The sequence below is a fragment of the Microbulbifer taiwanensis genome (genome assembly GCF_014904815.1).
In the GTDB taxonomy this organism is placed as follows: Bacteria; Pseudomonadota; Gammaproteobacteria; order Pseudomonadales; family Cellvibrionaceae; genus Microbulbifer; species Microbulbifer taiwanensis.
Window position 1 is genome coordinate 58,869 of sequence record NZ_JACZFR010000001.1, and the last position, 12,378, is coordinate 71,246.

Annotated in this window: 8 protein-coding genes; 6 read left to right on the top strand and 2 right to left on the bottom strand. The window is 59.9% G+C overall.

The genetic code is table 11. The features are described from left to right. Window positions 1-175: 175 nt before the first annotated feature. The 4 genes from IG627_RS00290 to IG627_RS00305 all read left to right on the top strand — a co-directional run bounded on the left by IG627_RS00290 (window position 176) and on the right by IG627_RS00305 (window position 5,930). Window positions 176-1,621, top strand: a complete 1,446-nt coding sequence (locus IG627_RS00290; protein ID WP_193189140.1) for an NAD-dependent succinate-semialdehyde dehydrogenase — start codon at window positions 176-178, stop codon at window positions 1,619-1,621. Window positions 1,622-1,799: 178 nt separating this feature from the next. Continuing rightward, entirely contained in the window at window positions 1,800-3,110 is a 1,311-nt protein-coding gene (locus tag IG627_RS00295; RefSeq protein ID WP_193189141.1) for an aspartate aminotransferase family protein, read from the top strand. 200 nt (window positions 3,111-3,310) lie between these two features. Beyond that, entirely contained in the window at window positions 3,311-3,889 is a 579-nt protein-coding gene (locus IG627_RS00300) for an HdeD family acid-resistance protein (protein WP_193189142.1), read from the top strand. A gap of 232 nt (window positions 3,890-4,121) precedes the next feature. Further along, on the top strand, window positions 4,122-5,930 hold the full coding sequence (locus IG627_RS00305; RefSeq protein ID WP_193189143.1) for an aminotransferase-like domain-containing protein: 1,809 nt from the start codon (window positions 4,122-4,124) through the stop codon (window positions 5,928-5,930). 16 nt (window positions 5,931-5,946) lie between these two features. Here the strand turns inward: IG627_RS00305 and IG627_RS00310 are convergent, their stop codons facing one another. Both IG627_RS00310 and IG627_RS00315 read right to left on the bottom strand, forming a co-directional pair. After that, window positions 5,947-6,864 carry a helix-turn-helix transcriptional regulator gene (locus IG627_RS00310; protein ID WP_193189144.1) on the bottom strand — a complete coding sequence of 306 codons (918 nt, stop codon included), beginning with the start codon at window positions 6,862-6,864 and terminating at the stop codon, window positions 5,947-5,949. 447 nt (window positions 6,865-7,311) lie between these two features. After that, window positions 7,312-8,559: an MFS transporter gene (locus IG627_RS00315; protein ID WP_193189145.1), complete on the bottom strand. Its 1,248-nt coding sequence runs from the start codon at window positions 8,557-8,559 to the stop codon at window positions 7,312-7,314. Window positions 8,560-8,878: 319 nt separating this feature from the next. Here IG627_RS00315 and IG627_RS00320 point away from each other — a divergent pair, with 319 nt between their 5' ends. Then, window positions 8,879-9,733 (top strand): carbon-nitrogen hydrolase family protein, encoded by an 855-nt coding sequence (locus IG627_RS00320; protein ID WP_193189146.1) that lies wholly within the window; start codon window positions 8,879-8,881, stop codon window positions 9,731-9,733. 137 nt (window positions 9,734-9,870) lie between these two features. Further along, window positions 9,871-12,333, top strand: coding sequence for a TonB-dependent receptor (locus tag IG627_RS00325; RefSeq protein WP_193189147.1), 2,463 nt, complete (start codon window positions 9,871-9,873; stop codon window positions 12,331-12,333). Window positions 12,334-12,378 lie beyond the last annotated feature (45 nt).

Below are 12,378 nucleotides of genomic sequence, written 5' to 3' on the forward strand. Positions count from 1 at the left end.
AAGATGGGCACGTCGCTGCGCTCCTTTGTCCATCCTGCAGGAGGCTCGACTAGCTTAGGGGAAAGTTTGATAAAGGTAAATTTTAGTTGGAAAAATACTACTATTCGCCACTGCCCAGTCACGCCAGAATTGCTAAAACAGCTGTTCTAGACCAATAATTGCAAGGAGATACGCGGTGCAACTGGCCAATAGTGATTTGTTGAAGCTTCAGAACTATATCGACGGCGAATGGCGTGACGGGGCGTCCACCATTGAGGTGCGGGACCCGGCCAACGGCGAGTTGCTGGCCCGGGTGGCCGATGGCAGTGCCGCAGATGCCGAGGCGGCCGTGGCCGCGGCCAGTGCGGCCTTCCCGGCCTGGAAGCGCAAGACTGCCGGCGAGCGCGCGGCGGTGCTGAAGCGCTGGCACCAGCTGATTATGGATAACGCCGACGACCTGGCGCGTATCCTGACCCTGGAGCAGGGCAAGCCGCTGGCAGAGGCGAAGGGCGAGATTATCTATGGCGCCTCCTTTATAGAGTGGTTCGCCGAGGAGTGTCGCCGCGCCTACGGCCAGACAATTCCCACCCACAACCCGGCCATGCGCCTGAATACCATCCGCCAGCCGGTGGGTGTGGTCACCTGTATCACCCCGTGGAACTTCCCCAATGCCATGATCACCCGCAAGGCGGCGCCAGCGCTGGCGGCCGGCTGCACGGTCGTGATCAAGCCCCCGGTGGAGACGCCCCTGTCCGCCCTGGCCCTGTGCCAGCTGGCCGAGCAGGCTGGCCTGCCCAAGGGCACCATCAATATGGTGGTGGGATCCGACGCCCCCGGTATCGGCAGGGTCTTGACCGAAGATGCGCGGGTGGCCAAGTTCACCTTCACCGGTTCCACCGCCGTGGGCAAGCTGCTGATGGCCCAGTGCGCCAGTGGCGTGAAGAAGATGTCCATGGAGCTGGGTGGCAATGCGCCCTTTATCGTCTTCGACGACGCGGACCTGGACACCGCGGTGAGCGCCTGTGTGGCCACCAAGATGCGCAACGCCGGCCAGACCTGCGTGTCCACCAACCGTATCTATGTGCACGAGGCGGTACACGACCAGTTTGTCGAAAAGCTGCGCGCAGCCGTCGCGGAACTGAAAATCGGCCATGGCTGCGACGAGGGTGTGGCCGTGGGCCCGCTGATCCACCGCCGTGCCGCGGAGCGGGTAAACGACCTGGTGCAGGACGCCATCGCATCCGGCGCCAAGGTGGAGCTGGGCGGCGACTTCCTGTCACACGGCGAAAACTACTTTGCACCTACACTGATTACCGGTGTCACCGACGAGATGCGTATCGCCCGGGAAGAGATCTTCGGCCCGCTGGCGCCGGTGCAGAAATTCACCGATGAGGACGATGTCATCCGCCGCGCCAACGCCACACCCTACGGACTCGCCGCCTATGTGATGAGCGAGAATATCCGCCGCGCCAACCGCGTGGTGGAAGCGCTGGACTACGGCATGGTGGCCTGTAATACCGGCGTCTTCTCCACGGCGGTAGCGCCCTTTGGCGGCTGCAAGGAATCCGGTATCGGCCGCGAGGGCGGTGTCGAGGGGATGGCAGAATTTTACGAGACCAAGTACTGCTGTTTTGGTGCCTGATTGGGCGCTATCGTCATACCGGGCAGGGCCTGTGCCGGACTTGATCCGGTACCGGTATCCAGGAATCTCCGGGGTTAAACCTGACCTCCGGAGCTGGATCCCGGATCGAGTTCGGGATGACGATTGGAATTGATCAGAAAATTTAACCGAATTCACAGGGAAACCGCGGAGCAAAAAAATGTCCGAACTGAAAACCGAAGCCTTCTGGATGCCCTTTACCCCCAATCGCACTTTCAAGTCCGCGCCGCGGATTGTCGAGCGCGCCGAGGGTATCTACCTGACCGAAAAGGGCGGCCGCCAGATTATCGATGCCACCGCCGGCCTATGGTGTTCCAACGCCGGTCACTGCCGCGCGGAAATCGCCGAGGCCATTCACCAGCAGGCGAAGACGCTGGATTACAGCTCCATCTTCAACTTCGGCCACGAGCTGAGTTTTGAGTACGCCGAGCGCCTGGTAAAGCATACCCCGGATGGCATCGACCATGTGTTCTTCGGCAACTCCGGTTCCGAGGCGGTGGAGAGTGCACTGAAAATTGCCCTGCAATACCAGCGCGCCCGCGGCAAGGGTACCCGCACCATGTTTATCGGCCGCGAGAAGGGGTACCACGGGGTGAACTTCGGCGGTATCTCCGTCGGCGGCCTGCCGCCCAACTACCAGACCTTCGGCCAGCCGGTGAAATCCAACCATATGCGCCACACGCTGGATATAGAGCGCAATGCCTTCAGCCGCGGCCTGCCGGAGCACGGCGTGGAACTGGCGGAAGACCTGGAGCGTCTTGTCGCTTTCCATGGCGCCGACCAGATTGCAGCGGTGATTGTCGAGCCCTTCGCCGGTGCCGGTGGTGTGATACTGCCGCCGAAAGGCTACCTGCAGCGCCTGCGCGAAATCTGCGACAAGCACGACCTGCTGTTGATCTTCGACGAGGTGATTTCCGGCTGGGGGCGCACCGGTTCCGCCTTTGCCTCCACCGAATTCGGCGTGACCCCGGATATGATCACCTCCGCCAAGGGCATCACCAACGCGGCGGTACCGCTGGGTGCCGTGTTCGTGAAGGATGAAATCTACAAGACGGTGATGAACGCGGCTCCGGAAGGCATGGTGGAGTTTTTCCATGGCTACACCTACTCCGCGCACCCGGTGGCCTGCGCCGCGGGTATGGCGACACTGGATATCTACGAGCGCGAGGGCCTGCTGACCCGCGCCAGTGGCGATATCGGCAAGCACTGGGAAAATGCCCTGCACAGCCTCGCCGACCTGGGCAATGTGATCGACGTGCGCAACTACGGTCTTGTCGGCGCTATCGAATTGCGCGCGCCGGACGAGCTGAAAGGCAAGTTCGGTGGCAAGGTCTCCGGCATGGCCTGGGACGCCGGTGTTATGGCGCGCGGTATCGGCGATGCCCTGTGCATGTCGCCGCCGCTGATTATCGAGGCGCACGAGATAGATGCAATCGTCGACAAGCTGCGCGGCGTCATCAGTTCGCTATAAGCAGAAGTGTAATTATATAACTACACTTTTATGAAGCGGCCCAGGGCCGCGACCACAGTCTTTGCAGAGTCGACTGTCAGGTCGCGTCCATGGGCCGCTCTCTGTTCGGATATTTGTTATTGGGAAAAATTCCCAAAAAATTGGTTTTCCGTGGCCGGCGACACTTAAATAAATGGAGCTGTGCAACCGGGGACCGATGTATGTCTGCCGAGACCAATCTCTCCACCCGCCCGATTCTCCGAGTGCTCACCGACAACTGGTGGCTGCTGCTGCTGCGCGGCATCTGCGCGGTGATCTTCGGCCTACTCACGTTTATCTGGCCGGGTCTCTCGCTGCTGACCCTGGTACTGCTCTTCGGTATCTACGTCCTGCTCGACGGCTTCCTGTCCCTGGTCGCGGCGGTACTCGGTCGACACAAGTCCACGCCGCTGTGGTGGCTGATTGTCGCCGGGCTGGTCAGTGTCGCCGCCGGTATAGTGACCTTTATGTATCCGCAGGTCACCGCGCTGGTGCTGGTCATCTTTATCGGCGTCTGGGCCCTGGTGCGCGGACTCTTCGAAATAGCCGGCGCCATGATGCTGCGCAAGGAAATCAGGAACGAGTGGCTGCTGATCGCCGCCGGGCTGCTGTCGGTGATATTCGGCTTGGCGATACTCTTCAATCCCGGCGCCGGTGCACTGGCGCTGGTGTGGCTGATCGGCGCCTATGTGATGCTGCTCGGCTTTGCGATGATCTGGTTGGCATTGCGGTTGCGCAAGCACCACGAGACCAGTTCCTAAATCCTCTATCGTCATTCCGGCGAAGGCCGCAATCCAGGTGCCTCGAAACTGGATACCGGTACCGGATCAAGTCCGGCACAGGCTCTTCGCCGGTATGACGAAAAATCTGCTGAGGGATAACCCTGTGTTCGCCCTCAGCCCCGCGGCCTCCTACGCGCTTGATTTGCGCGCATCACCGGGGGCATTATTCTTGCAACCATAACAATAAGTGCGTAACAGCAACGGCTCTACCATGGCAGAATCACTGATCGTACTGGACCCGCAGGCGGACAAGAGCCTGCAGACACAGATACGGGAAAAAATCATCCAGGGCATTCTGTCCGGCAGCATCCCCGCCGGCCACAAGATGCCGTCCTCGCGCCGCATGGCGGAACAGCTGGGGGTCGCGCGCAATACCGTAGTGCTCGCCTATCAGCAGCTGGTGGACGACAGCTTCCTGGTCACCCGCGAGCGCAGTGGTTTCTATGTCAACGAGGCGATTCTGCAGCAGGGAGTGATCAGCCACACGGGCGCCGCCGCGGTGGCGAGCAGCGGCGATGTGGACCGGGCCTTCTGGCGCGGGCACTGCAATCCGGTTTCCGTCAGCCGCCGCGCACTGCAATCGCGCCCGGCCAACTGGCTGCAGTATCCGTTTCCATTTGTCAGCAACGAATACGATCCGCGCCTTTACCCCGGGGCTGAGTGGCGCGAGTGCACCCGGGATATCTACGCCGGGCGCGAAGTGGCCCAGTGGGCCACCCTCGGCGCCAACGAGGACGACCGCCAGCTGGTGGAACAGATCTGTACCCGCCTGCTGCCGCGCCGCGGCATCTATGTGGAGCCGGGGCAGATACTGCTGACCAGCGGCCTGCAGCAGGCCTGCTATCTGCTCGGGCAATTACTGCTCAACAGCAATCGCGCAGTGGGACTGGTGCAGCCTGCCTGCACGGAAACCGAGGAGATTTTCCGCCGCACCGGGGCCCGGCTCGCATCGCTGCCCCAGGATGGCGACGGCCCGCTGCTCGGAGAGGAATTGCAAAACAGCGATTGCTGTTTCCTGCAACCCAACGCCCACAACCCCACCGCGGTGACTACCAGCCTGGAGCGCCGCCGCCAGCTTTTGCAGTGGGCGCTGGCGCAGGGCTCGGTGATTATCGAGAACGACTGCGATCACGAATTCTGCTACCACGGTAACCCGCTGCCGCCGATCAAGAGTATGAGCGGTGGCGACTCGGTGATTTATCTCTACCAGTTCCCGAAGGTGATAGACCCGGGCATGCAACTCGCCTTCGTGGTCGCGCCCAAACCGGTGATCCAGCGCTTGCGCGCGCTGCGCTACACGCTCAGGGAAAGGGTGCCGGCGATCAACCAGCGCCTGCTGGCCAAGTTCGTCGCCTCCGGTCACCTGGACTCGGCCAGCTTCCGCATCAACCAGCAGCTGCGCGAACGCTGGAACGCGCTCGGCGAGGCGCTGATGTATCACCTGCCCAAATTGCACGTGCGCCGCGCCAGCTGCGGCACCGCCTGTTGGCTGGAACTGCCGCAGCGGGTCGACGCGGAACTGTTACAAAAACGCGCCGAGCAGGAGGGCCTGCTGGTGGAAGCCGTACGCGATTCCAGTACCCTGCGTTTGGGTTTTGCCGCCATAGAGGCGGACAAGATCGAAGCCGGTGTCCGTATACTGGCGCAGTTGATCAACGGCGAAGTATCGGAGACGGAGGAGACCCTGTCCGAGGCCTGTGGCCGCCGCCTGAATGCGGAAGCGCTGCAGAAGGAATTCTCCGGATCCGTGCTGCTCGGCACCAACACCCTGGGCGAGTCCTACCGCATTCAACTGATGGCCGATGGCACCATGCTCGGCTATTCCCGCAATGACGTGGATGTGGATGAAACCGATACCGGCCGCTGGTGGCTGCAGGGTGACTTGTGGGTGCGCCAGTGGCGCAACTGGTCCTACGGCCGCAAGGCCAGCTTCTATGTGGTTGCGGATGGGCACCGTATCAAGTGGTTTAACGAGGAGGGCAAGCTGATCGATTCTGCCATCCTCGCCCGGGATAGCTGACCCTTCAGCGAGAAATTCAATCCGTCTTGTCGGCGGCCTGCTTTTCTGTGTGGTTGTGCTGGAACTGTTTCGGGCTGCTGCCAAACTGCATCTGAAAGCGGCGGCTGAAATGGCTCAGGTTGCGATAGCCCAGGTCGAAGCACACGCGGCTTATCGATTCCCCTTTCTGCAATCGCTCGCGCGCCACCGCCATACGCTGTTGCTGCTGAAACTGTTGCGGCGTGCAACCCATATGTTTCTTGAACTCGCTAAAAAACCGACTGCGGCTCATACAGGCGATCTTGCACAGCTCGTCGATATCCAGTGATTGCGCCAGGTGTTGCTGCATATGGTGCAGGGCGGCACCGAGCCCGTTGATCTCCGGGTTCTGTGCGCAGGTCGAGAGCAGCAGGCCGCGGGTCTGGGTGCGCAGCATGCGCACCAGCAACTCATCGATACCCAGGTCAATCAGCAGGTCCCTGTCGTGGGACTGCTCGGTAAAGGTGGCTACCAGCCGTTGCAGCAGCGCCTGGGTGGCCGCGCTGTGAGGCGTGTGGATCAGCGATTCCGGGTGGAAGCGCCACTCCTCGAATTCCCGCTGCAGTGGCGCATCCGCATTCAGGCGCGAGCAGATCTCATCCACCCGTTCACGCGCGATCTCGATGGTCAGGCAGGTGGTCGGGCACTCCAGGCTGGCTTCGGGAAAGTCGATCTCGATATGCTGGCCCGGTGCCATGACGAAAGTCTCGTGAGGCAATAAATCGGCTTCGAAGCCCTGGGCGCCATAAATGGTTTTGCGGCCATTGATCATGCCGGCATAGAGTAATTCACCCGCGGTAAGGCCTACCTTTTCCGCCGGTAAATAGGTGTCGTAAATACTGAGTTCCGAGCTGGGTCCGGCAAACGAAATGCGGTTCTCGATCAGCTCGCGCGGCTGTTGACGGCCGCGTGTCATCGTTTTCTGCATTTTTTTATTGTAGCTATTTTGAGCAGCGTCGCAGTGCTGGATTCAGGGGCAAGTGATCTGTACTCAGAGAAAAGCCCGCCGTTCAGACTTCCCTAAATTTTAAAGTGCAGGGAAGAAAACCCGGATGGCACCGGAATTCCTGATTGAAGGAATTCAGATTCACTTCCCCGCCTGGCGCGGCGCATGCAGCGCCACAATGGAATGAATGACAACACAGGATGGAACCGATGATAGGGGCGCCGAGAAGGTATTCGATTGCAGGCAGATTCTTCCGATTTACCCGCAATTCGTCAGAAGCCAGTGGAAGGCCATTGCGCCAACCGCCGGCCTGCTACTTTCCGCTTACTGAACCCACCCGCCTGCAGTCCTTCTTCTGAGAGCCCACTGTCTGGCGATTGACAGGGAGCCTCTGCTCCCTTTTTTTGTATCTGGGTTTTATTGGCCGGCGGCGGTCACTTCCCGGTCCAGCCTCGCGGCCGATGGCAGTGCCGCCAGGCAGATGACCAGCACCAGTGTCGCAATCCAGATCAGTTGGGTATAGCTGCCGCCCGCGGAAATAAAGTGCCCGGCAACCAGAGGCCCGCAGGCGAGCCCCATCTTGGAGGCGAAGCCGCCGAAGGCGCCCATCTGCCCGGCCTTGTCGAACCTCGAGGCCATGGTCAGCAGATAGGGGACACAGAAGGCCCAGGTAATGCCGGTCAATATATTGGCGGCAATGAATACCGGCTTGAGACCGCTGTAAATAAACATCAGCAGCCCGCCCAGTGTCACCAGCAGTGCGATGCCCAGCGGCAGCGCCAGCGGAAAGCGCTGGCCGGTAACCGATGCCAGGGCCGCGCCACCGATGGCAATCAGGTTGGCCCAGAAGAGTGTCTGGCTGATAAAGGCCACTTCCAGACCAAAGGATTTACCCAGGTCGAAGATAAACGCAAACAGGGACATATTGGCGAACTGGAAACAGAACAGCGCCACCAGGGTGATCAGGATCGGCATCAAGGACACCTTTTCCATCGCAGCTTCCGAAACTGCGCGCGCCTTTTCTACGGGCAGGGGGTAGTCGGCGAGGAAGGGCAGCATGGCCAGGGTGATCATGCTGAAGGTGATCAGCGCGTAGAAGGGCACATAGGTTCCGAACTCGCTCACCAGTCCCGGCAGGAATCCGAGTCCCAGGGCGCCGCCCGTGTACTGCACCAAAAGCACCATGCTGTAGGCGCGCCCGGCAATACCGCTGCGGGCAATCACCGCAAAGCCCAGTCCCACCAGGGCGCCGCCGAGGATACCGTGCACCAGGCGCAGCGGAATCAGCAGGTCGAGGTTGGCGAGGAAGATGGTCAGCAGGTCCATGCCGATGGAACAGAGCAGCAGCGCAAAGGCGGCGCCTTTCCACTGCGGGATCCTCTTCACCAGCAGTGATACGGTAAAGGCGCCGATCACCGCGCCGATGGTATTGGCGAAGGTGATCTCCCCGGCCTGTGCCGCAGAGAGGCCGGCGCCGGCCATCAGCGAGTCGACGATCACCGGGAAAATATTTACGTAATAAAGGCCGGCGGAGGAAAGAAAGGCGAGCAGTATGCTGGCAGGCCACCCTTGTGGTGCAGCAGTTGGGATAATTCTGGAAAAATTTCCCGGCGGTTTGCTGGTGTCGAGTTGCTGACTTGCCAGACTTTCTGCGTTATTGCTCATGGATACTCCGGGTGGGCGCTGCCCTGTTTATTATCCGATGCCATCGCTCTTGTAGCGGAAGCGCACCGCGCGATCAGTTTAATTCCTCTACCTGGCACAACGCTAACCGATTATGGGGGAGAATATAGGTCCAGATGCGCCCGGGCTTTGGAGCCAAGTCGTGATTTCAAGTCGTGATTTATTGCCATTTGAAGCCATTGGTGTGTGTTGGACTCATGGCCTATTAAAATCTGGACCTATTGCAGGGCAGTCGGATCCCCCAAGATACAGCCAGATACAAGCCGCCACAGCGGCACCGACAAGCAGGAACTGTCTGGCGATGAACAATAAGAGCAAACACTTCGGAATCGCGGCGCTGCAGCTGAACCTGGCTGAGGCCGATAACCTGGAACTGCTGCTGGAGAGAATCCAGAAGATCAAACTGCGCTTCCCCTGGGTGCGGATGGTCGTACTGAGTGAGCTGGCCCTGCGCGGCGTGGGCGTGCAGCACGCCCGTGAACTGCCCTCTGCGGAGGAGGATGCCTTCTGCCGCAGCGCGCGGGAACTGGGTATCTGGCTGGTACCCGGTTCCATGTACGAGAAGTGCGGCAGCGCCGTCTTCAATACCACACCGGTGATCAATCCGAACGGTGAGGTGGTGGGCCGTTACCGCAAGATCTATCCCTTCCTGCCCTACGAAAAGGGGGTCACCGGTGGCGACCAGTTCCTGGTATTCGATGTGCCGGAAGTGGGCCGATTCGGTGTCTCCATCTGCTACGACATCTGGTTCCCGGAAACTACCCGCGCGCTCACCTGGCTGGGGGCGGAAGTGATTATCCATCCCACCAAGACCGACACCATCGACCGCCGCGACGAACTCTCGATAGTGCGCGCCAGCGCGGTCACCAACCAGTGCTACGTGGTGGACGTCAACTCCGCCGGTGCCCAGGGCGTGGGCCGCTCGATTGTCGTCGGTCCGGAAGGCGAGGTGATTCACCAGGCTTCGGTGGAGGAAGAGGTGATCGCATTCGAGGTGGATCTCGCCAAGGTCAAGCAGGTGCGCGAGCGCGGTATGAAGGGCCTGGGGCAGACACTGAAAAGTTTCCGCGACGCGCGGGTGCAGTACCCGCAGTACGAGCCGGGTGCAGTATCGCCGGCCTATGAGGAGCTCGGTCCCTTGAAGGTGCCGGAGTAAATTGCAGTAAAAACTGGACCAGTCACTGCGCACTAACTGGCGCTAGGTATCCGCGGTAAGGCGCGTAGCATATTCGATATCAACAACACCTATCGGCGCGGTTTGGCCAGACAAATAAAATAAGGGTAGAGAGAGCCATGAAAGAGCAAAGCAAGCAGGGGTTTAACAAGAAAACTCTGGCATCGACCGTTGCGGCCGTATCCGCCGGTACACTGCTTTCCGTACCACAGGTTACGGTGGCGCAGGAGGCGATACTCGAGGAAGTCATAGTGACCGCGAGCGCACGGGCACAGAATGCTCAGGATATTCCCTACAATATTTCCGCAGTGAGCGGCGAGGAGATCACCGAGCAGAATATTACCGATGCTACCGAGCTGCTGCGCAGCGTTTCAGGTGTTGCGGTACTGGACCGTGGCTACCGCAACTCCGGCATGGCCAACAACATGATTATCCGTGGCTTGAACGTGGACAATGGTGCGAACGGCGATATCGGCCTCTCCTCGGTCTCCCCCGTTTCCACCTATGTGGACTCCACGCCGATCTTCGCCAACTTCCTGCTCAAGGATATAGAGCGAGTGGAGGTGCTGCGCGGCCCTCAGGGTACCCTCTACGGGTCTGGCGCCATGGGCGGCACCGTGCGCTATATCATGAACAAGCCGGACATCGAAGAAACAATGGTCAAGGCCTCCACCAGCCTCAGTCAGACCGATGGTTCCGGCGGCAACAATTACAGTGCCGATGTAATCCTGAACTTGCCGCTGGGCGACAAGGCTGCGTTCCGGTTTTCCGGCGGCACTGTGGATAACGCTGGCGTGATTGACTATGTCAACCTGTACGAGCTGGCGGATGGCAAGCCGGTGGTGAAGACCGATGACGGGTCCTGTGTCAGTGTAAAAGATCCTTCCCTGACAGCCGAGGAGATCGCCTTCAACGGTTCCTGCTACACCTCCAGGGAAGACGCCGACACGGTAGAGATTACCCATGCCCGCGCAGCCCTGCGAGTGGATTTCAGCGATAGCGTCAGTGCCATCGCCACCTACCAGACCCAGAGTGACGAGATAGGTGCGCGTCGCGCAGTGAGTCTGGGAGGAAACCTGCTCGGCGACAGCTACGGCGATGATGACCTTGGCTCCACCATGCTGGAACCCTCCGAGCGTGAAGTGGATCTTTTCAGTCTGGAAGTGGAAGCCGACCTGGGCTTCGCCACCTTGACCTCGACCACCTCCAAGTATGAGCATACCGGCAATGGCTGGCGCGACAATACTAGCCTGTGGGTGACCGGCAGGGACTGGTTCCACTGGCTGTATACCGGTAACCCGCGTCCGGTTGCCCATGTGGATGCCGGCTACAGCGAAGAGGCACTGGTGCAGGAGTTCCGCCTGGTTTCCAATTCCGACGGTAGCGTGGACTGGGTCGCCGGCGCCTACTACATGGATCAGGAGCGCGAAACCTATAACCTGAGTTACCTGCTTGGCCTGGATGAATACGGCCGGGCCTGTGCCGACATAGGTGCAGCATGCGCCGCTGACGGCCAGTGGTGGGTGGGGTATTCGCTGCAGGAAACCGATTTCGATTACACACGCCAGGAGACGTTTGAAGATCTGGCCGTGTATGGCGAACTGACTTATCACATCAGCGACAGCTTCCACCTGACCGGTGGCCTGCGCTGGTTCAACAATGCGCTGACCAACGACACAGCGCTGGGCTTCCCGCTGTTTGCCGGAGACAGCGTCGATTTCGAAGAATATCCGGATCAGGAAGAAGACGATATCCAGTTCAAGCTCAACGCATCCTGGGATATCAGCGAGAGCCTGATGGCCTATGCCACCTACTCCGAAGGCTTCCGCCGCGGCGGTTCCAATGCCGTGCCCTGTGGTGGGTTCTTTGTGGAGCCCAACTGTGAGGCTGCCAGCACTTACGGCAAGGACACGGCACAGAACTATGAGCTCGGTCTAAAAGGTGAAACTGATCGCGCACGCTATTCCGCCAATGTCTTCTACGTGGACTGGCAGGATCCGCAGCTGAACACCGCAACGTACGTGTGGGCCTTCTTTATGGCCCAGAATGGCGACTCGGCCGCAACCAGCGGTCTCGAGCTGGATGCCGAATTTGCATTGACCGACAGCCTGCGCCTGCACGCCGGCTACACCTACACCAAGGCTGAGTTGACTGCCGATCTGGTTGGACCGCAGGCGGGCAACCTGATCGCCGAAGACGGTCATCAGCTGCCGGGTATTCCGGAAAATGTCGCCACCATTGCACTCTCCCACCGCTACTTCATATCCGAGGGTATGGAACTGGCGAGCCGCATCGGCGGTTACTACCAGTCACAGACCATCAACTCGGTGCAGGATACCTCCATCCAGGATGAGCACGATGCATTCAGTCTGTGGAATGCCTCCGCCTCCCTGCTGACCGATAGCTGGGTGCTGTCACTGTACGCCAAAAACCTGCTCAACGATGAAGGCGTTACCGGTAGCTATCCCTCTGCCTACATGAGTACGGACACCGGTATCTTCGAGAACTACTACGGTAACAACCAGCGCCAGTACATCACCACGCCGAGAACCATCGGCCTGAGTGCAAGTTACACCTTCTAAGCACCATTGCATTGTTGCTTTAATGGCCGGGCAACCCCCGGCCTT

Bases quoted from the DNA above. Each gene is read 5' to 3' on its own strand.
- IG627_RS00295 (WP_193189141.1), top strand. From the start codon at position 1,800: ATGTCCGAACTGAAAACCGAAGCCTTCTGGATGCCCTTTACCCCCAAT.
- IG627_RS00300 (WP_193189142.1), top strand. From the start codon at position 3,311: ATGTCTGCCGAGACCAATCTCTCCACCCGCCCGATTCTCCGAGTGCTC.
- IG627_RS00305 (WP_193189143.1), top strand. From the start codon at position 4,122: ATGGCAGAATCACTGATCGTACTGGACCCGCAGGCGGACAAGAGCCTG.
- IG627_RS00310 (WP_193189144.1), bottom strand. From the start codon at position 6,864: ATGACACGCGGCCGTCAACAGCCGCGCGAGCTGATCGAGAACCGCATT.
- IG627_RS00315 (WP_193189145.1), bottom strand. From the start codon at position 8,559: ATGAGCAATAACGCAGAAAGTCTGGCAAGTCAGCAACTCGACACCAGC.
- IG627_RS00320 (WP_193189146.1), top strand. From the start codon at position 8,879: ATGAACAATAAGAGCAAACACTTCGGAATCGCGGCGCTGCAGCTGAAC.
- IG627_RS00325 (WP_193189147.1), top strand. From the start codon at position 9,871: ATGAAAGAGCAAAGCAAGCAGGGGTTTAACAAGAAAACTCTGGCATCG.